Genomic DNA, 19,001 nt, shown 5'->3' with positions numbered 1-19,001 from the left:
GGTGAAACCTATGTCGTGGCTGCGATGAATTTAGCGGGCGAGCCTTTAATGCGCCAGATAAAGCTGTGGCTCAGTGCCAGTTCAGATCACTGAGCAGGGCGAGATCCCAGGGTGGAATGGGGCAGAATCGGCTTTTCAGGAACTCCAGCAGCAAGTGGCTGCGCGAGTCGGTGTTGTGCTCCAGGCGCAAGGCATAGATGCCGCTAGCTTCAGCCTCCGGCAGCCCGCTTTCACAAAACAGTGGCTGCAATTCACCGCGCAGCAGGTACTCACTGGCCAGCCAGGTTGGCAGGTGGGCAATGCCCAGGCCGGCCAGCGCCCCGCACAGCAGGGTTTCGGCGTTGTTAGCGCTCATGCGCATGCGGCGCGGACGGTGCAGTTGCATCTGGCCATCAATCTTGAAGCGCCAGGCGAAGGGCGGCGCCAGGGTGTCCCAGTCGAGGCCGTCGTGCTCGCTCAACTGGGTCGGGTGCTCGGGTACGCCGTGTTGCTGCAGGTACTGCGGGCTGGCGCAGGCGATCCGCACCATATGGGCCAGGGGGGTGGCGACCAGGCGCGTGTCGGCCAGGGGGCCGGCGCGCAGGACCAGGTCGACCTTGCCCAGGCTGCTGCCGTGCATGTCGACGAAGCTGTCGATCAGATGCAGTTGCACATCCAGCCCCGGGTAGACGACCAGGAAGTCGGCGATTGCCGGTGCCAGATGGCGACGCCCGAACGGGGCGGGCGCATCGACGCGAATCAGGCCTTCCGGCGCATTACTCAGCGAGACGGCTTCGGCCCTGGCCAGGCGCAGTTCGGCGACGATGCGGCGGGCGCGCTCGGCAAAGGCCAGGCCCGCCGCAGTGGCTCGCACCGCATGGGTGCTGCGGATCACCAGGCGGCTGCCGACGGCACTTTCCAGGCTGTCTATGCGCCGTGCCACGGCCGAAGGGGTCAGTGGGTGGCGTCGGGATGCCGCCGAAAAGCTGCCGGTTTCCAGTACGTCGAGAAACAGGCCCAACTGTTCGGTGAGGGTATTGGGGTTCATGGAAATGACCGGCTATGCGAGTTTGGCACAGCCATTGTGCGCGGCTGTGCGTTTCCGCGCTAGCCTGGACTCGATAGCATGTAGCGCTCTGCTGGGGGAATGACTGTGATCGATTTGGTGATGTATGGGCTGCTTGGGGCGGCGCTGGGGACGCTGGGCGGGCTGTTTGGCATCGGTGGCGGGCTGATTGCCATTCCGGTGCTGGGGCTCTTGTTCGGCCTGGACCAGCAACTGGCCCAAGGGACGGCACTGGTTATGGTGGTCCCCAATGTGCTGCTGGCGCTGTGGCGTTATCACCAGCGGACGCGGATCGAGTTGCGCCACGCGCTGCCGTTGGCGTCCATGGGCTTTTGCTTTGCCTGGCTGGGCTCGATCTGGGCGGTCGGGGTGGATGCACAAAGCATGCGGCTGGGGTTTGTCGTCTTTCTGCTCGCACTGGGTGGCTACAATCTGCTGCGGATGTTTATGGCCAGCCCCAAGGCCAGTGGCGAGATGCGCTACGCCTGGCCTTGGCTGGGCGTTTTGGGGGCGGCGTCGGGGACCATGGGCGGCGTGTTTGGCGTCGGTGGGGCGGTGGTCGCCACGCCGCTACTGACCAGCGTATTCGGCACCAGTCAGGTAGTGGCCCAGGGCTTGTCCCTGGCCCTGGCGGCGCCCAGCACCACGGTAACGCTGGTGACCTACGGCGTGCATGGCCAGGTGGACTGGCGGATGGGGGCGGCCCTGGCAGTCGGTGGTTTGCTGAGTATCAGTTGGGGAGTGAAGTTGGCCTACGCAATGCCGGAGAAACTTCTGCGTGGGTTGTTCTGTGGCTTTCTGGCGCTGTGCGCGGTGATGCTGGCCTTCAAGGTCTGACCCGGGCCCTGAGCCTGCATAGGAGCGAGCAGCCTCGCTCCTGTGGGAAGCGGCGCTAGCGTTTGACCTGCTTCAAGGTCTCGGCAATCAGGAAGGCCAGCTCCAGGGACTGGTCGGCATTCATGCGCGGATCGCAGTGGGTGTGGTAGCGGTCCGACAGCCCATCCTCGGTAATCGGTCGTGCGCCGCCAATGCATTCGGTCACGTTCTGGCCGGTCATTTCGATATGGATGCCGCCGGCATAACTGCCTTCGGCCTGGTGGACCTGGAAGAACTGTTTGACCTCGGTCAGGATCTGGGCGAAATCCCGGGTCTTGTAGCCGCTGCTGGCCTTGATGGTGTTGCCGTGCATCGGATCGCTGCTCCAGAGCACCTGCTTGCCTTCGCTTTCCACCGCGCGGATCAGCCCCGGCAGATGGTCGCCGACCTTGTTCGCGCCCATGCGCACGATCAGGTTGAGGCGGCCCGGATCGTTGTCCGGGTTGAGCGTGTCGATCAGGCGAATCAGCTCCTCGGTCTTCATGCTCGGGCCGACCTTGACCCCGATCGGATTGTGCACCCCGCGCAGGAATTCGACGTGCGCGCCGTCGAGTTGGCGGGTACGGTCGCCGATCCAGAGCATGTGCGCGGAGCAGTCATAGTAATCGTTGGTCAGGCTATCGCGCCGTACGAAGGCTTCCTCGTAGTTGAGCAGCAGGGCTTCGTGGGCGGTGAAGAAACTGGTTTCGCGCAGTTGTGGCGAGCTGTCCATGCCGCAGGCGCGCATGAACGCCAGGGTTTCGTCGATGCGGTCGGCCAGTTGGCTGTATTTTTCGGCCAGGGCGGAGTTGGCGATAAAGTCCAGGTTCCATTTGTGCACCTGGTGCAGGTCGGCAAAGCCGCCCTGGGCGAAGGCGCGCAGCAGGTTCAGCGTGGCAGTGGCCTGGTGGTAGGACTGGAGCAGGCGCTCCGGGTCTGGCACGCGGCTCTTTTCATCGAAGCCAATGCCATTGACGATATCGCCGCGATAGGCCGGCAGGGTGATGCCGTCGATGGTTTCGTCATTGGCCGAGCGCGGCTTGGCGAACTGGCCAGCCATGCGCCCCACTTTTACCACCGGGCAGCCGGCGGCAAACGTCATGACAATGGCCATCTGCAGCAGCACCTTGAAGGTGTCGCGGATTTTCGCGGCCGAGAACTCGGCGAAGCTTTCCGCGCAATCGCCGCCCTGGAGCAGGAAGGCGCGACCCTGGGTGACTTCGGCAAACTGGCGGCGCAGTTCCCGGGCTTCGCCGGCGAATACCAGCGGCGGATAGCTGGCCAGGCTTTGCTCGACGCGCAGCAAATGGGCGGCATCGGGGTAGTGCGGTTGCTGCTGGATCGGCAGGGCGCGCCAGCTGTCGGGGCTCCAGGGTTGGCTCATCACGGACTCTAGTGTTTTACGGGCGGAGCGCTATGTTAGCAGTAATTAGTGCGTGACCTGCTCCGCCAGCCTGGCTGACAATTAGCCCTTTTGTGCCCCCTGGCGGGCGACTGCGGCAAGGAGATGAAATGACCGAGGAGCGCGTCGAGCGGCTGCTCGCCGAAGTGCATGACGACTTCGGCATGATCCGGGTGTTGGAAGTGGACGACTATCGCTTCCTGGAGTTCGGTGATGCCATCGAGCAGAGCTGCGTCTTCACGGCCGACCCCAGTTGGCTGGAGTACGACTACACCCGAGCAATGCTGATCGGTGCGTTGTGCCATGAGGCGCCGGAGACGGCGCTGTTTCTCGGGCTGGGCGCGGGAACCCTGACCCAGGCCTGCCTGAAGTTCCTGCCACTCGAAGATGTCGAAGCCATCGAGCTGCGTCCGGACGTACCGCGCTTGGCGATTGAATACCTGGGACTGGACGATGATCCCCGGCTCTATATCCGGGTTGGCGATGCCCTGGAACTGCTCGATAGCGCCGAGCCTGCGGACCTGATCTTTGTCGATCTCTATACCGACCTTGGCCCGGGAGCGGGTCACCTGGCCTGGACCTTTCTGGAAAACTGTCAGAAACGTCTGAATCCCGGCGGCTGGCTGGTGATCAACCAGTGGGCCACGGATGATGGCAAGCCGTTGGGCGCCGCCCTGTTGCGCGGTTTGTATCACCGTCACTACTGGGAGCTGCCGGTGAAAGAGGGCAATGTGATCCTGATTGTGCCGGCGGACCTGGAGCAGACGCTGGATCATCAGGCGCTGGCGGAAAGGGCGCAGGCCCTGGCGCCACGGCTGGGCTATTCGCTGCAGTCGTTGATCAGCGATATTCGCCCGGCCACGTGAGTGACGGGGGCGCTTTTACGGCTTTTCGCGATGATTGCCGGAGATTGTGCTCGGCGTGAAATGACCGGCTGTCTTGTAGGTTGCGCTCGTGAACAGTGAAACGTTTAAGCGCCAGCCCTCGTGGCGCCGGTACTTTGCCCCCTCCGAGGTGCGCTGAGACGGTGCAAAGCCCGCAACAATGAGGGGCGTAGCGATTTATTCTGTTAAATAAATCTCCCTTTTTTGGCTATTTCCGGTATAGTGCGCGCCGGCCTTTCACCGGGCCACGTTTAGGTAGATGCAATTCCCCGAAGTCAGCTTCGGCTGCTTGCCCGTTTCGCGGGCTATCCTTGACGATCCATTCATTTAATCGTTTTCGCAAATCCCCGCCGACAAAGCTGCCAGGGCGACTCTTGAGTCTTACACGGCATGCGCAGCTTTGGAGCATGGGTCTTTGCGGATGCACTTAGAGGCAGACCCATGACCCAGGAAATCGGCGGCTTCGCCGCTCTTGAACTTCATCCCAATATTGTCGCTGCAGTAGTCGCTACCGGCTATGAAGAGCCTTCGGCCATTCAGCAGCAGTCAATCCCGATCATCCTTGCCGGTCATGACATGATTGGTCAGGCGCAAACCGGTACGGGTAAAACCGCTGCGTTCGCCCTGCCGATTCTGCACCGCATCGATCCGTCCAAGCGCGAGCCGCAAGCTCTGATCCTGACCCCAACTCGCGAGTTGGCGTTACAAGTTGCAACCGCTTTCGAAACCTATGCCAAGCAAATGCCGGGCGTAACTGTTGTGGCTGTCTACGGCGGCGCGCCGATGGGCCCACAATTGAAAGCTATCCGTAATGGCGCACAGATCGTTGTCGCCACTCCGGGTCGTCTGTGCGACCACCTGCGTCGCGACGAAAAAGTCCTGGCGACCGTGAACCACCTGGTTCTCGACGAAGCGGACGAAATGCTCAAGCTGGGCTTCATGGATGACCTTGAAGTGATCTTCAAGGCCATGCCGGAAACCCGCCAGACCGTACTGTTCTCGGCGACCCTGCCGCAGTCGATCCGGGCGATCGCCGAGCGTCACCTGAAAGACCCGAAACACGTCAAGATCCAGAGCAAGACCCAGACCGTGACCGCGATTGAGCAGGCTCACCTGCTGGTGCATGCGGACCAGAAGACCTCGGCGGTGCTGAGCCTGCTGGAAGTCGAAGACTTCGACGCGCTGATCATGTTCGTCCGTACCAAGCAAGCGACCCTGGACCTGGCCAGCGCCCTTGAAGCCAAAGGCTACAAAGCGGCTGCGCTGAACGGTGACATCGCCCAGAACCAGCGCGAGCGCGTGATCGACTCCCTCAAGGATGGCCGCCTGGACATCGTGGTCGCGACCGACGTTGCTGCCCGTGGTCTGGACGTACCGCGCATCACTCACGTATTCAACGTGGACATGCCGTACGACCCGGAATCCTACGTTCACCGTATCGGCCGTACTGGTCGTGCAGGTCGCGAAGGTCGTGCACTGCTGCTGGTAACGCCGCGTGAGCGTCGTATGCTGCAGGTGATCGAGCGTGTGACTGGTCAGAAAGTGGCTGAAGTCCGCCTGCCGGATGCCCAGGCCGTTCTCGATGCGCGCATCAAGAAACTGACCAACAGCTTGGCGCCACTGGTTGCCGATGCCGAATCGAGCCATGGCGAGCTGCTGGACCGTCTGACTGCCGATATCGGTTGCACGCCACGCGCCCTGGCCGCCGCTCTGCTGCGCAAAGCCACCAATGGTCAGGCCCTGACCCTGGCGGCCATCGAGCGCGAGCGTCCATTGGTGCCGAACAGCGCGCCACGTGGTGATCGTCCTGAGCGTTCGGGTGACCGTCCGGATCGTGGCGACCGCGAGCGTCGTGCGCCGATCCCGCTGGCCGAAGGCCGTGCACGTTGCCGTACCGCGCTGGGTGCGCGTGATGGTATCGCTGCCAAGAACCTGCTGGGCGCAATCCTCAACGAGGGTGGCCTGGCACGTGAAGCGATCGGTCGCATCCAGGTACGCGACAGCTTCAGCCTGGTAGAACTGCCGGAAGAAGGCTTGGAGCGTTTGCTGGCCAAGCTCAAGGACACGCGTGTTGCCGGTAAGCAGCTGAAGCTGCGTCGCTATCGCGAGGACTGATCCGCGTTGAGCTGATCGTCTGAAGAAAAAATCCCCGACTGGTTCGGGGATTTTTTTTGTCTTGGGCAAAGGCACGCATCAGTCGAAGCGGTAGATGTCCATGCCTAGCGCCCCCAGAGTGAAGCCTTGGTGGGCGACGGCAAAGTGCTCGCCGGCGCCGCGGGCAAAGTACAGCGGCAGCAGGTGTTCGTCGCTGGGGTGGCTGCGCACGGCGTAGGGGGCCTGGCGACGGTAGTCATGCAGGGCGGCTTCGTCCTGGCTGGCGAGTTTGTCGACCATCCAGTCGCGAAAGGTCTTGGCCCAGGGTTCGACGCTTTCCGGGCCAGCATTCCAGTGCAGCTCGCCCAGGTTGTGGGTGATGCTGCCGGAGCCGATCAGCAGCACATCCTGCTCGCGCAGGACGCTGAGCACATGTCCGATGCGGGTCTGTAGCGCTGGCCCGGCACGGCTTGGCAGCGAGACCTGGACCACCGGGATATCGGCCTTGGGGTACATCAGCGACAAGGGCACCCAGGCGCCGTGGTCAAAGGGGCGTTGTTCGTCGATACGGGTGGGCAGGCCATCGGCTTGCAAAAGCTGGCAGACCTGCCTGGCCAGTTCGGGGTCGCCGGGGGCGGGGTACTGTACGGCGAAGAGCTCGGCCGGGAAGCCGCCGAAGTCGTGCCAGGTCTCTGGGTGCGCATGGCCGCTGACCAGCAGCTCATGGCTTTCCCAATGTGCAGAGACCACTACAATGGCCTTGGGCTTTGGCAGTTCTGCGGCGAGGCGCGCAAGGGCCGGGCCGCTGGCACCGGGGTGCAGGGCAAGCATGGGCGAGCCGTGAGAAATAAACAGGCTGGGAAGCATGAACTGACTCCTGAGCGTTAAGATGGCGCCATCTTCAGGCAGTTCATTGATCTAAATCCAATATAAGTTTTAGCGGTTTCCTATCGAATTTAAGGATCAGTCATGCAGGCAGAATTTTGGCAACAACGCTGGGAGAGCAATCAGATTGGTTTCCATCAGGAGGCGGTCAATCCCTGTCTGAAGCGCCATTGGCCTGACCTGGGGCTGGCGGCCGATAGCCGAGTGCTCGTGCCGTTGTGCGGCAAGAGCCTGGACCTGAGCTGGCTGGCTGCCCAAGGCATGCGGGTGCTGGGCGTGGAGCTGACGCAGAAGGCTGTCGAAGACTTTTTCACGGAGCACCGCCTTGAGCCGCAGATCCGCCAACACGGGGCGTTCCAGGTGTATGAGGCGGGGCCGGTGGAGCTCTGGTGCGGAGATGTTTTTGCCTTGAGCGCGGCCGATGTTGCCGACTGTCGCGGGCTGTACGACCGAGCAGCGTTGATTGCCTTGCCGCCGCCGATGCGCGAGCGCTATGCCGCCCATTTGAATCGGATCATGGTGCAGGGCGCTCGGGGGCTGCTGATTACCCTGGACTACGATCAGGCGCAACTGGATGGGCCGCCGTTTTCAGTGCCGGACCAGGACGTTCAAGCGCTGTTTGCGCAGAGTTGGCAGTTGCAGGGGCTTGAAGTTCGCGATGTGCTTGGCGAGAACCCGAAATTCGTCAAGGCCGGCGCGAGCCGGCTGGAAGAGCGGGTCTACCGGCTGAGTAAACGCTGAGCGACACGCACAAAAAAGGGCGACCAGAGTCGCCCTTTTTCGTTGTTGCGAGGAGATGATCAGCCGCGACGGCGCAATGCGTCGATACGCTCTTCCAGTGGTGGGTGGCTCATGAACATCTTGGCCAGACCCTGTTTCAAACCACCGTTGATGCCGAAGGCGTTCAGGGTGTCGGGCATATGCACCGGCAGACCCTGCTCGGAGCGCAGGCGTTGCAGCGCACTGATCATGGCGCTGGTACCGGCCAATTGGGCACCGGCTTCGTCAGCGCGGAATTCGCGTTTGCGCGAGAACCACATGACGATCGCGCTGGCCAGGAAGCCCAGTACCAATTCAGCAAAGATGGTCGCGATGTAGTACGCGATACCCTGGCCTTCCTCGTTCTTGAAAATAACCTTGTCGACGAAGTTGCCGATGATCCGGGCAAAGAACATCACAAAGGTGTTCACCACGCCCTGGACCAGCGCCAGGGTCACCATGTCGCCATTGGCAACGTGGCCGATTTCGTGAGCTAGCACGGCTTTCACTTCATCCGGCGAAAAGCGCTCCAGTAAACCCTGGCTGACCGCGACCAGGGCGTCATTCTTGTTCCAGCCCGTGGCGAACGCGTTCGCCTCATAGGCCGGGAAGATACCCACTTCGGGCATCTTGATCCCGGCTTCGCGGGAGAGTTGCTCGACCGTTTGCAGCAGCCATTGTTCGTGGCGGGTGCGGGGTTGGGTGATGATCTGGGTGCTGGTGCTCATCTTCGCCATCCACTTGGAGATGAAGAGCGAGAACAGCGAGCCGGCAAAACCAAAGACGGCACAGAAGATCAGCAGCTGATTGAGGTTGAGATCAACCCCATTGGCCGCCATGAACCCATTGAAACCAAAAAGGCTCAGGGTAATGCTGGCAATCAGCACGACCGCCAGGTTTGTGGCCAAGAACAGCAGAATGCGCATCATGGTTAAAAGATTCTCCTCATCTAAAGATGTCGCGTGATGGGGGGTATATAAGGTGCGACTACGGGCTATTCAACCAGGGGACTATTTCAAACTGTGTCCTACGGCAAAATGACTCTTGGTTGCAGGTTATTTCCCAGCGAAATAGCGTGTGGCAATACTGCACGCTAGCCCAAGAATGGCCTCTGAGTCGCGTGCTATCAAGGTTTGGCGTGGATTTCGGCGATCTGCCCAGTGTAGAGCCTTTGGCGGAAAAGCCCTCTGGGGCGCGTCTGCCGCCCGATACATCAAGAATCTGGCGGCAGGTAATGTCCTTATTGGCGGTAGGACTTCAAGAAGTTACCTATGCGACCGATCGCTTGTTCAAGGTCGTCCACGCGCGGCAGGGTCACCACGCGGAAATGGTCTGGCCATGGCCAGTTGAATGCGGTGCCTTGCACGACCAGCAGCTTTTCCGAGAGCAGCAGATCAAGGACGAACTTCTCGTCGTTGAAGATCGGGCAGACTTTTGGGTCGATCCGCGGGAAGGCGTAAAGAGCCCCCATGGGTTTGACGCAACTGACGCCGGGAATGTCGTTGAGCAATTCCCAGGTGCGGTTGCGCTGTTCCAGCAGGCGACCGGGCGGCAGGACCAGGTCATTGATGCTCTGGTAGCCGCCGAGTGCCGTCTGGATGGCGTGCTGGCTCGGCACATTGGCGCACAGGCGCATGTTGGCCAGTATGTCGATGCCTTCGATATAGCTCTGGGCATGATGCTTGGGTCCGGAGATCGCCACCCAGCCGGAGCGGAAGCCCGCGACACGGTAGGACTTGGACAGCCCGTTGAAGGTCAGGCACAACAGGTCCGGGGCCAGGGACGCGGTGCAGATATGTACGGCATCGTCGTACAGGATCTTGTCGTAGATCTCATCGGAGAACACCACTAGATTGTGCTGGCGGGCCAGCTCGAGCATGCCCAGCAGCACTTCGCGCGAATACACGGCGCCGGTCGGGTTGTTCGGGTTGATGATGACCATGGCCTTGGTGTTCGGCGTGATCTTGGCCTTGATGTCGGCCAGATCAGGCCACCAGTTGGCTTGCTCGTCGCACAGGTAGTGCACCGGATTGCCGCCGGACAACGCGACGGCGGCGGTCCACAGCGGGTAGTCCGGGGCCGGGACCAAGACTTCGTCGCCGTTGTTGAGCAAGGCCTGCATCGACATCACGATGAGCTCGGAGACGCCGTTACCCAAGTAGATATCTTCAATGCCGACGCCTTCCACCTGCTTTTGCTGGTAGTACTGCATCACGGCCTTGCGGGCGCTGAACAGGCCCTTGGAGTCGCTGTAGCCCTGGGCGGTTGGCAGATTGCGGATAACGTCCTGGAGAATTTCATCCGGGGCTTCGAAACCAAAGGGGGCCGGGTTGCCGATATTCAGCTTGAGGATGCGATGGCCTTCCTCCTCCAGACGTTTGGCGTGCTTGAGCACCGGGCCGCGAATGTCGTAGCAGACGTTGGCGAGCTTGTTCGATTTGCTGACCTGCATGGCGATGTGATCCCGAAAAAGTACGATCCAGACGGCGAGGAGGGCTAACCGCTGTGGGAGGCTGGGTCTGGGCGTGGCGGCTGCGAACCTGGAAAATCCGTTTGAATGCAGGTAGCGCGGCTGCCAGACTGGCGTTTAACGAGGCGCAATCATACGTGCCACCCGATTCCGCGAAAAGATACAGATCCGGCTTTTTGCGCAGTAGAGGCCCAACCATGGACAAGTTGCACAAGACCCTAGATGAATGGCGCGCCATGCTCGATCCCGAGCAGTACAACGTCTGCCGCTTGAAGGGCACTGAACGCCCGTTTTCGGGCAAGTACAACGCCACCAAGACCCCGGGTGTCTATCACTGCGTCTGCTGCCAGACACCGTTGTTCGATTCCGCCGCCAAGTTTGACTCCGGCTGCGGCTGGCCCAGCTTCTATGAGCCGATTGGCGAGGGCGCCATGGTCGAGGTACGGGATATCAGCCACGGCATGATCCGTACCGAAGTGGTGTGCGCGGGCTGCGATGCGCACTTGGGCCATGTATTCCCGGATGGCCCGCCGCCGACGGGGTTACGCTACTGCATCAACTCGGTGTGCTTGGACCTGGTGCCGCGCGACGCGTGACGGCGCTGCCCTCGACGGGGCGGCCATGGTGACTGCGCCTGCGCGCGATGGACGAGGCGGGCGCAGGCCGGTATTGGCGTGGGAAGTGCCGATTATTAAATTGTATGCAATTTAATTGATTGCTATCTTTCGTCGACTTTCACTGGAGGTTTGGCCATGAGCGACAACCTGTTCTCGATTCCCTGCACCACCATCAAGGGTGAGCAAACGACCCTCGGCGACTTCGCCGGCAAGGCGGTCCTGGTGGTGAATACCGCGAGTAAATGCGGCTTTACCCCGCAGTATCAGGGGCTTGAACAGCTCTGGCAGACCTATAGGGATCAGGGGCTGGTGGTACTCGGGTTTCCCTGCAATCAGTTCGGCAAGCAGGAACCGGGCAATGAAGGGGCGATTGAGCAGTTCTGCGAGCTGAATTTCGGCGTCAGTTTCCCACTGTTCAAGAAGATCGATGTGAACGGCCAGGCGGCCCATCCGCTATTTGTGCAGTTGAAGAAACGCGCCCCCGGGCTGCTCGGCTCCCAGGGCATCAAGTGGAACTTCACCAAGTTTCTGATCGGCCAGGACGGCCAGGTGGTCAAGCGTTTTGCCCCGACGACCAAGCCTCAGGATCTGGTGGGCGAGATTGAAGCCCTGTTGAAATGATGGACTCGAGTCATGACGGCCTGGAGCTCGACAGCCAGCTGTGCTTCAAGTTGTACGCGGCTTCGCGCGCGGTCATCCGGGGCTACAAGCCGATGCTGGATCAGTTGGGACTTACGTATGCGCAGTACCTGGTCATGCTGGTGTTGTGGGAGTGGCACGTGCGGCCAGCAGACGCGCCCACGGTCAAGGCGCTGGGTGAGCGCCTGATCCTCGACTCCGGGACGCTGACGCCACTGCTCAAGCGTCTTGAGGCCCTTGGACTGGTCGAGCGGCGACGGTCGATTGCGGATGAGCGCGAAGTGCATCTGAGCCTGACCGAGAAAGGCGTGGTCCTGCGTGAGCAGGTCGGGCCGCTCAAGGCTCGGCTCTTGTGTGAACACGGGGTCGATCTGCGCTCCCTCGATACCCTGCGCCAGGGCCTTGACCGACTGCTGTTGCAGCTCAGGATGCCGGCGTAGCCGGTAGCCACTGATCGAGCAGGGCAATCAGTTCTTCGCGGCGAAAAGGCTTGGCCAGATAGCCGTTCATCCCGGCGGCGCGACAGCGCTCGCGTTCCTCGGGCATGGCGTTGGCGGTCAGGGCGATGATCGGTAAATCCGGCCAGCGCCCGCTGCGACGGATCTGTCGGCTGGCTTCATAGCCATCCATCACGGGCATATTGCAGTCCATCAATACCAGGTCGAAATGGCTGTGCTCGAGATGTTCGAGTGCTTCGCCGCCGTGGGCGGCAATGCTGACTTCGCAGCCGAGCTTGCTCAGCATGCCTTTGGCCACCAGTTGATTGACCGGGTTGTCCTCCACCAGCAGGATCCGCGCCTGGCGCTGCGGCAGGGTGTCGGTCTGCTGGGCCTGGGCGTGCGCCGGGTCGTCGGGCAGCAATGTCCGCCAGAGGACCTGGTACAGGGTGTGGCGCGCCAGTGGCCGGGCCTGTTGTTGCAAGGGGGCGAGGGCGGCGGCCTGTTCGCTGGGCATGAAGTTGCCATAGGCGGTGACCAGCAGCACTGGGGTGCTGATCTGCGGCCGCAAGCCAAACAGGCATTGCGGGCAATCGGTGATCAGCAGGTCGGGGGCCAGGCCGTCGAGGCTGTCGTCGATGTTGCACCGAATCAACTCCAGGCCCCAACCCGGCAACAGGCTCTCCAGCAGTTCGCTCAAGCCGCTGCCGGCGGGGCTGATGGCGATGACCCGGCCGCTCAGAGGCGTCAATGGCTGGGCCTGCGTATGCGTAGGCAGGGGCAGCTCGACCGCGAACTGGCTGCCGAAACCGGCTTCCGATTGAATGCTCAGGCGGCCGTGCATGGCTGCGCAGAGTTTGTGGGTCAGTGCCAGGCCCAATCCGGTCCCGCCAAACTGGCGGGTAATCCCTGCGCCTGCCTGGGTAAAGGGTTGGAAAATCCGCGCCTGGGCTTCCTGGGCGATACCGATGCCGGTGTCGCTGATCTCCAGCCGAATCCCGTCACCGTGGCTTTTCAGGCGCACGTCGACGCGGCCGAACCGAGTGAATTTCAAGGCGTTGGACAGCAGGTTGCTGACAATCTGCCGGACCCGGGTCGGGTCGCCGAGTACCAGGGCGGGGAAGTTCGGCTCGATCAGGCAGGTCAACTCGACCCCTGGCGCGGCGTTCTGCGACAACAGGTTGGCGGTGTCCTCGATCTGCGCGCCGAGGTCAAAGGGAATGCGTTCGAGCTCCAGCTGGCCCGCGTCGAACTTGGACAGGTCGAGAATATCGTTGAGCAGCTCCACCAGAACCTTGCCGGAGTCGTGGGCGATCGATAGCTGCTGGCGCTGCTCGTTGTTCAGTGGGCTGTCGAGCGACAGTGCGATCATGCCGAGCAAACCGTTGAGCGGCGTGCGGATCTCGTGGCTCATATTGGCGAGGAACGCAGAGCGCGCCTGCGCCATATCGAGCGCGGTCTGGCGGGCAATTTCCAGCTCTGCGTTGGACTGGCTCAGGCGCGCATTGCTGGCCTTGAGTTCGGTGGTGCGCTCGGAAACGATATGTTCGAGCTGGGCAAGGTATTCGGTCAGGCGATTCTCGGCATGACGTCGCTGCTCGATCTCGATGGCCATGTTTTCGAACTGCTGGTTGGCGACCTTGACCAGGACGCCGATCTCATCATTCTTGTGCCCTGGCGGGAATTCCAGGGGGGCCTGGTTGGGGCTGCGCGGATTGCGGCTGCTGATTTCCTCGATCAGGCGCACCAGAGGTTTGGTCAGCATCACGTAGAACAGGGCAAGCAGGATGCCCGACAGGAGCAGGCTGCGGGCGAAGCCATTGAGCAGGGTGACTTCGGCACGGCGCAGAAACCGCGTGCCGAAGGCGAAGGTGTCCACGTCCAGGCGCAGGGTGCCGAGGGTTTCGCCGGGCATATGGTCCAGGTACAGCCGGTCTTCAAAATGCCGGTTGGCGCCAAACAGGAAGTCACTCAGGACCCGATAGGAGCTGGTCTGCGGCTCACGCTCTAGGCTGGCGAGCACCATGCCGCTGTTGTCGATCAACTGGGCGCGAACAATGGCAGGCGAACGCAATAGGCCGTGGGCCAGTTCCAGTGCCAGTTCGGCATCGATGTTGTAGGCAATCCGTGAGGCCGGGTTATGGCTGATTTCCAGCAGGGAGGCGATTTCCCGGTTGATGGACTCGTCTTCACTGGCATAATCGATGCCGATTTGCACCAGGCTGAGCAGGGTCCCCAGAATGAAGCCGGCCAGCACTGTCGACCTGGCTTGTTTATAGGACAGGCGGTGGGTGAATTTGATATCCATGGGTGGCCGTGTCGTTTCCGTGTCCCTACGCCGGGCAAGCATAGCTGATGATGAAGGCTGTATCGGCGGTGTTTTGCGGCGATGCAGTGTTGTACCTGAAAATGATGCCTAACGGGCCTGAGGAGATATCGTGGATTCCCGATTGAATGCTTTTCTTGAACGTGCCGATGCCGTTCTCGCGCGTCTCGAACCGTTACTGCCCGCGCCTCGTCAGGCTGTTGATTGGGACCGTTGCCTGGCTGCTCGTTGGCAGCGTGAAGGGCGCAGTGGCTACCTGTTGCCGCTGGAGGTCAGCCTGGACATGCGTCTGTCCGACCTGATCGGCGTCGACAAGCAGCGCGAGCAACTGGCGCGCAATACCCAACAGTTTATCCAGGGCCTGCCGGCCAACCATGCATTGTTGTGGGGATCGCGCGGGACCGGCAAGTCTTCGCTGGTGCGCGCCCTGCTGGCCGAGCATGCATCTGCCGGTTTGCGCCTGATCGAAATCGAGCGTGATCACCTGGCGGACCTGCCGCGTGTGGTCGAACAACTGACCAAACTGCCCCAGCGCTTTGTGTTGTTCTGTGATGACCTGTCGTTCGAGGCCGGCGAGGGCGATTACCGAGTGCTCAAAAGCGTGCTCGACGGTTCGCTGGAGCAGGCACCGGACAATGTGCTGCTTTACGCCACCTCCAACCGTCGTCACCTGGTGCCGGAAAATCAGAGCGACAACGACAACTGGAAGCGTGTAGACGGCGAGTTGCATCCCAGTGAGGCGGTTGAGGACAAGATTGCCCTGTCCGACCGGTTCGGCTTGTGGCTGTCGTTCTACCCGTTTACTCAGGAACACTTCCTCGATGTGGTCGAGCACTGGATCGGCGAGCTGGCGGCCAAGGCCGGCCTGAGTTGGCAGCGCGACGAGGCGTTGGAAATCCTAGCGGTTCGCTGGGCGACCGGGCGGGGCAATCGCAATGGTCGTTGCGCCTATCAGTTCGCGCGGTACTGGGTCGGTCTGCAACTGCTGGAGCAGGAATCTTGATCAAACTGGACACAGTCGGTGGTGGCCTGGAGGGCTACCGTATGCTTTGCGCGCAATTGGAGGCCCTGCTGGCCGACGAGCGTGATTTCATCGCCAATGCCGCGCAGTTTTCGGCGTTCCTGTTCAGCCAAATGGACGACCTGAACTGGGCCGGTTTCTATCTCAATCGTCACCAGGAACTGGTGCTCGGGCCTTTCCAGGGGCAGGTCGCCTGTGTGCGAATTCCCTTTGGGCGGGGTGTTTGCGGTGCGGCGGCTGCGTCGTTGCAAACGCAGCGGGTCGAGGATGTTCATGCCTTCGCCGGGCATATCGCCTGTGACAGCGCCTCCAACAGCGAGTTGGTGGTGCCGTTGGTCAAGGACGGGCATTTGCTCGGTGTATTGGACCTCGATAGCCCGCGTCTGGCGCGTTTCAGTCCTGCCGATCAGGCGGGCGTCGAGCAGTTGGTGGCGATCTTCCTGCGCCTGACCGATTGCCGCTCGCTGATGCCGCCAGCGGCCTAAGTGCCGCGTCTCTAGTTTGATCGGGCCGGGTTGAGACCGGCCTTGTCGAGCAAGGCGGCGATATCGACCGTATCGATCTGCTCGTCGCTCAGGTGAACTTCACCGTAGCGCTGGTAGATGCGCTGGTGGATAAACAGCTCGAACAACGGCGCATCGATATGAGCGTCGCGGCACATGCCAGCCATGATGCCCAGCGCTTCGCTCAGGGTCTTGGCTTTCTTGTAGGGCCGGTCGGCGGCCGTGAGCGCCTCGAAGATATCGGCGATCGCCATCATCCGCGCGGGCAGGCTCAATTGCTCTCGGCACAGGCGCTTCGGATAGCCGCTGCCATCCATCTTTTCATGATGCCCGCCGGCGATTTCGGCCACGTTGCTCAGGTGTTCGGGAAACGGCAGGCCGCTGAGCATGCGGATGGTTTGCACCATATGGTGATTGATGATGTAGCGTTCTTCGGCGGTTAGCGTGCCCCTGGCAATACTCAGGTTATACAGCTCGCCGCGGTTGAATTTGTAGGCCGGCACATCGAGTTTGAAACCCCAGGGGTTGTCATCCGGGATCAGTTCGGCCGCAGGACGTTCGATCAGGTACTCAGGCTTGTCAGCCAGCAGATACTCGGTCGCCGGCAGTGGGCGGGCGGGTTCGCGTGCCTGGCGCCGGTTTTCTTCCCAGGAGACGCCGAGGCGGTCGTCCAGGGTCCGGCTCCATGTGCGTTGGGCAATGGTTTGCAGGCGTTGCAGGTCCGCCTGCGCCATGGCTTCGCCGCCGAGGTTGCAGTGCGCGATAAACCTGAAGTCGTCGTCCAGGGCCAGCAGGCTGGCGTCGCGGGTGTTACGGGCCGACGCTTCGTCCTGTCCCTGGGCGACGGATTGCCAGTAGGTGATTAAGGCATCGCGTTTCAGGACTTCGACCCGGGTGCGGATTTCGTGGATGCGGTCGTTCAGGGTTTCCAGTTTGGTCGCCTTGTCGACGACGTATTCGGGGGTGACGATCTTGCCGCAATCATGCAGCCAGGCGGCGACATGCAAGGCTTCCCATTCTTCATCGTCGGGCTGGTAGGCTTTGAAGGCTGGCTCTTCACTGTCCGCCGCGGCCTGGGCAAGCATCAGCATCAGCGCAGGAACTCGCTGGCAGTGGCCGCCGGTGTAAGGGCTCTTGGCGTCGATCGCGCCGGCCAGCAGTTGGATGAAAGAGTCCAGTAGCTGTTTCTGCCGGGCTTGCAGGTGTTGGCTTTCGATACACAGCGCCGCGGCGCCGGACACCGCCTGGATAAAGGCGATGCGGTCTGGTTGCAACGTGTCCATATCGGTTTCATCACCGCTGTCGGACAACACCAGGAGCAGGATGCCAATGGTTTCATTGCGCCGGTTATGCAGGCGAATGGCAATTTGATGGACGCTAGGGCACTCCATGGCCTGCAGTATTCCCTTCAGCTCGGGGGCCTGCTCGAATCCGCGGGTATCGACCCGGCTATTAATGTCGTGCGTCAACCCGAGCAGCCAGCCAGGTCGCTGTGGATCGTTGATATCGAGGTTGGCGACCGCGTAATCACTGGGCACGCGCGAAGTGCCATCAATCACCAGGCCGTGCGGCTCGAGCTGCCCGCTGGGGGCATCCAGCAGGTAGATCAGGCCGCTTCTGGCCTGGGCGATTTTTACGGTTTCGAACAACACCCGTTGCAGCAACTGCTCGAACCGGGTCTCCGCCGAAAGGCTGGCGGTGATTTCAAAGAAGCTGGCCAGGGTGTCCTTTACTCGCACCATGGAGAGCGCCAGTTGGTCGATTTCCAGAACCGGAGATCGGCGGCTCGTCGGGTAGTTGAAGTCGAAGCTGCGAATGGCATCGGCTTCACGCACCAGAGCACGCAGCGGCTTGACCATCACACGGGAAATCAGCCAGCCCAGCGGTAAGCAGACCAGCAGAATCGCCAAGGTAATCATGCCGCCCTGCCAGCGCAGGCGATAAGCATCGACCAGCAGCTCATCCTCCGGCACCAGCAGGGCGAGGTGCAGGCCCTGGGGCCCGCCCTCGGCCAGGTCACTGCGCGATACGACCCAGCGGCGCTGGTCTACGTGCAGGCGATTGCCGTGGCCGGCCCCAGGCTTGAGCAGGGCGGCCAGCGGTGCCGACAGATCGCTGGCCTTGGCAAGCAGCGCGGTGTCCGCCTCGACAATCAGACGAGCGTAGTCCGGGTAGGCCACGGCTCTGCCCCTGGCGTCGTATAGAACAATCTCGGTGCTGGGGGTGACTTTGTTCTTGAGCAGGGTGGCGGACAGCTCGGCGAGGGTCAGGTCGGCGCCGATGACTGTCTGGTTGCCACTGGTGCGGGCCAGTGTGGTGCCGACATCGCGGCTCGAGAAAAAGACGTAGGGTGCGGTGGTGATCTGGTCGGCGTCGCTGCCGGGGCTGCCGTGGGTGCCTGCGCGGGCATCGATGTACCAGCTTCGGCTACGCGGATCATAGGTCTCGTTCGGTTTCTCCCGATGCTCCAGCAGCTTGAGTGTCTTGTCGAAAAACAGATACTCGGCTCGTACACTGCCGGGCTCCTGGCGTTGGATAGTCCAGACTTGATAGGTGGCAGATTCCGGTGCCTTGAAGCGCTCTCTCAGTTGTGCCGTACGCAGGGGGCGGACCATGAAGAAGCTGCCAGCGGTGTCACCCACGTACAGCGAGGCCAATTGAGGGTGATCCTCGAGTGCCTTGGTGAAGGGCGCGAGGAGTTTCAGTCGTTCGCTTTGCTGGGGAACGTCGATACTGAGCAGGTTTAACAGTTGGCGGATGGGCTGATAGGTGTGCTGCAGGTCCAACTGCACATCCTGGGCGATTCGCTCGAAGAGGTTTTCGCTGCTGGCGAGAATAATCCGCGTGGTCTGCTGATAGTTGAAGAGCCCCAGCACCACGCCCGCCAGGAGCAATAGGCAACTGAACATGACGGCGATATGAACGTGCAGCGGCAAGCGACGCCTTTGCGACCCCTTGGGGTTGGGCATATCGAACTCTCCATGATGTTGCTTTGATGGCTCTTGCGTGCAGAAGCATAGTAAACGGCGGCGCCCGGGCGTGCCGTTTTTTCGGTGACTTTCTT

At 61.5% G+C, this 19,001-nt stretch carries 15 protein-coding genes and 1 pseudogene; 9 read left to right on the top strand and 7 right to left on the bottom strand.

Annotated features, from left to right (window positions below; translation table 11 throughout):
* Window positions 1–70: 70 nt before the first annotated feature.
* The gene (locus NPS46_RS00690) at window positions 71–1,027 is read right to left on the bottom strand and encodes a LysR family transcriptional regulator (protein ID WP_274104473.1); all 957 of its coding nucleotides are present in this window, start codon (window positions 1,025–1,027) and stop codon (window positions 71–73) included.
* A 105-nt stretch (window positions 1,028–1,132) separates the two neighbouring features.
* Between NPS46_RS00690 and NPS46_RS00685 the strand changes: the two genes are divergently transcribed.
* Complete coding sequence (locus NPS46_RS00685; protein ID WP_274105371.1) at window positions 1,133–1,882, top strand: sulfite exporter TauE/SafE family protein; 750 nt, start codon at window positions 1,133–1,135, stop codon at window positions 1,880–1,882.
* A 55-nt stretch (window positions 1,883–1,937) separates the two neighbouring features.
* Here the strand turns inward: NPS46_RS00685 and NPS46_RS00680 are convergent, their stop codons facing one another.
* Complete coding sequence (locus tag NPS46_RS00680; RefSeq protein WP_274104472.1) at window positions 1,938–3,284, bottom strand: class II 3-deoxy-7-phosphoheptulonate synthase; 1,347 nt, start codon at window positions 3,282–3,284, stop codon at window positions 1,938–1,940.
* Window positions 3,285–3,412: 128 nt separating this feature from the next.
* Here NPS46_RS00680 and NPS46_RS00675 point away from each other — a divergent pair, with 128 nt between their 5' ends.
* Both NPS46_RS00675 and NPS46_RS00670 read left to right on the top strand, forming a co-directional pair.
* Entirely contained in the window at window positions 3,413–4,168 is a 756-nt protein-coding gene (locus NPS46_RS00675) for a spermidine synthase (RefSeq protein WP_274104471.1), read from the top strand.
* A 425-nt stretch (window positions 4,169–4,593) separates the two neighbouring features.
* A pseudogene (locus NPS46_RS00670) lies at window positions 4,594–6,301 on the top strand (DEAD/DEAH box helicase).
* Between the two features lie 78 nt (window positions 6,302–6,379).
* Here NPS46_RS00670 and NPS46_RS00665 read toward each other — a convergent pair.
* Window positions 6,380–7,147 (bottom strand): DODA-type extradiol aromatic ring-opening family dioxygenase, encoded by a 768-nt coding sequence (locus NPS46_RS00665; RefSeq protein WP_274104470.1) that lies wholly within the window; start codon window positions 7,145–7,147, stop codon window positions 6,380–6,382.
* 102 nt (window positions 7,148–7,249) lie between these two features.
* Here NPS46_RS00665 and NPS46_RS00660 point away from each other — a divergent pair, with 102 nt between their 5' ends.
* Window positions 7,250–7,906, top strand: a complete 657-nt coding sequence (locus NPS46_RS00660) for a thiopurine S-methyltransferase (protein ID WP_274104469.1) — start codon at window positions 7,250–7,252, stop codon at window positions 7,904–7,906.
* A 59-nt stretch (window positions 7,907–7,965) separates the two neighbouring features.
* Here NPS46_RS00660 and htpX read toward each other — a convergent pair whose 3' ends face one another.
* Entirely contained in the window at window positions 7,966–8,853 is an 888-nt protein-coding gene (htpX, locus tag NPS46_RS00655; protein ID WP_274104468.1) for a protease HtpX, read from the bottom strand.
* A gap of 311 nt (window positions 8,854–9,164) precedes the next feature.
* Window positions 9,165–10,376 (bottom strand): pyridoxal phosphate-dependent aminotransferase, encoded by a 1,212-nt coding sequence (locus tag NPS46_RS00650; protein WP_274104467.1) that lies wholly within the window; start codon window positions 10,374–10,376, stop codon window positions 9,165–9,167.
* Between the two features lie 215 nt (window positions 10,377–10,591).
* Between NPS46_RS00650 and msrB the strand changes: the two genes are divergently transcribed.
* The 3 genes from msrB (at window position 10,592) to NPS46_RS00635 (ending at window position 12,090) form a co-directional block, all read left to right on the top strand.
* Window positions 10,592–10,990, top strand: a complete 399-nt coding sequence (gene msrB, locus NPS46_RS00645; protein ID WP_274104466.1) for a peptide-methionine (R)-S-oxide reductase MsrB — start codon at window positions 10,592–10,594, stop codon at window positions 10,988–10,990.
* Between the two features lie 156 nt (window positions 10,991–11,146).
* Window positions 11,147–11,632: a glutathione peroxidase gene (locus NPS46_RS00640; RefSeq protein WP_274104465.1), complete on the top strand. Its 486-nt coding sequence runs from the start codon at window positions 11,147–11,149 to the stop codon at window positions 11,630–11,632.
* Window positions 11,629–12,090: a MarR family winged helix-turn-helix transcriptional regulator gene (locus NPS46_RS00635; RefSeq protein WP_274104464.1), complete on the top strand. Its 462-nt coding sequence runs from the start codon at window positions 11,629–11,631 to the stop codon at window positions 12,088–12,090. Before NPS46_RS00640 ends, NPS46_RS00635 begins: the two co-directional genes overlap by 4 nt.
* Here NPS46_RS00635 and NPS46_RS00630 read toward each other — a convergent pair.
* Window positions 12,074–14,395, bottom strand: a complete 2,322-nt coding sequence (locus NPS46_RS00630) for a hybrid sensor histidine kinase/response regulator (RefSeq protein WP_274104463.1) — start codon at window positions 14,393–14,395, stop codon at window positions 12,074–12,076. The two genes, NPS46_RS00635 and NPS46_RS00630, sit on opposite strands and share 17 nt — an antisense overlap.
* Window positions 14,396–14,525: 130 nt before the next feature.
* Here NPS46_RS00630 and NPS46_RS00625 point away from each other — a divergent pair, with 130 nt between their 5' ends.
* On the top strand, window positions 14,526–15,416 hold the full coding sequence (locus NPS46_RS00625) for an ATP-binding protein (protein ID WP_274104462.1): 891 nt from the start codon (window positions 14,526–14,528) through the stop codon (window positions 15,414–15,416).
* Window positions 15,417–15,457: 41 nt separating this feature from the next.
* Entirely contained in the window at window positions 15,458–15,919 is a 462-nt protein-coding gene (locus NPS46_RS00620; RefSeq protein WP_274105370.1) for a GAF domain-containing protein, read from the top strand.
* A gap of 11 nt (window positions 15,920–15,930) precedes the next feature.
* Here the strand turns inward: NPS46_RS00620 and NPS46_RS00615 are convergent, their stop codons facing one another.
* Entirely contained in the window at window positions 15,931–18,906 is a 2,976-nt protein-coding gene (locus NPS46_RS00615; RefSeq protein WP_274104461.1) for an HD domain-containing phosphohydrolase, read from the bottom strand.
* Window positions 18,907–19,001: the final 95 nt, after the last annotated feature.

Source organism: Pseudomonas putida, assembly GCF_028682395.1.
GTDB lineage: Bacteria > Pseudomonadota > Gammaproteobacteria > Pseudomonadales > Pseudomonadaceae > Aquipseudomonas > Aquipseudomonas putida_AB.
Note: the sequence above shows the minus strand (reverse complement) of the source record. Positions and strands in the feature narration are given on the sequence as shown.

What these genes read in the sequence shown, in the direction of transcription:
- NPS46_RS00690 (WP_274104473.1), bottom strand. Translation starts at nt 1,027, where the DNA reads ATGAACCCCAATACCCTCACCGAACAGTTGGGCCTGTTTCTCGACGTA.
- NPS46_RS00680 (WP_274104472.1), bottom strand. Translation starts at nt 3,284, where the DNA reads ATGAGCCAACCCTGGAGCCCCGACAGCTGGCGCGCCCTGCCGATCCAG.
- NPS46_RS00675 (WP_274104471.1), top strand. Translation starts at nt 3,413, where the DNA reads ATGACCGAGGAGCGCGTCGAGCGGCTGCTCGCCGAAGTGCATGACGAC.
- NPS46_RS00665 (WP_274104470.1), bottom strand. Translation starts at nt 7,147, where the DNA reads ATGCTTCCCAGCCTGTTTATTTCTCACGGCTCGCCCATGCTTGCCCTG.
- NPS46_RS00660 (WP_274104469.1), top strand. Translation starts at nt 7,250, where the DNA reads ATGCAGGCAGAATTTTGGCAACAACGCTGGGAGAGCAATCAGATTGGT.
- htpX (WP_274104468.1), bottom strand. Translation starts at nt 8,853, where the DNA reads ATGATGCGCATTCTGCTGTTCTTGGCCACAAACCTGGCGGTCGTGCTG.
- NPS46_RS00650 (WP_274104467.1), bottom strand. Translation starts at nt 10,376, where the DNA reads ATGCAGGTCAGCAAATCGAACAAGCTCGCCAACGTCTGCTACGACATT.
- msrB (WP_274104466.1), top strand. Translation starts at nt 10,592, where the DNA reads ATGGACAAGTTGCACAAGACCCTAGATGAATGGCGCGCCATGCTCGAT.
- NPS46_RS00640 (WP_274104465.1), top strand. Translation starts at nt 11,147, where the DNA reads ATGAGCGACAACCTGTTCTCGATTCCCTGCACCACCATCAAGGGTGAG.
- NPS46_RS00635 (WP_274104464.1), top strand. Translation starts at nt 11,629, where the DNA reads ATGATGGACTCGAGTCATGACGGCCTGGAGCTCGACAGCCAGCTGTGC.
- NPS46_RS00630 (WP_274104463.1), bottom strand. Translation starts at nt 14,395, where the DNA reads ATGGATATCAAATTCACCCACCGCCTGTCCTATAAACAAGCCAGGTCG.
- NPS46_RS00620 (WP_274105370.1), top strand. Translation starts at nt 15,458, where the DNA reads ATGCTTTGCGCGCAATTGGAGGCCCTGCTGGCCGACGAGCGTGATTTC.
- NPS46_RS00615 (WP_274104461.1), bottom strand. Translation starts at nt 18,906, where the DNA reads ATGCCCAACCCCAAGGGGTCGCAAAGGCGTCGCTTGCCGCTGCACGTT.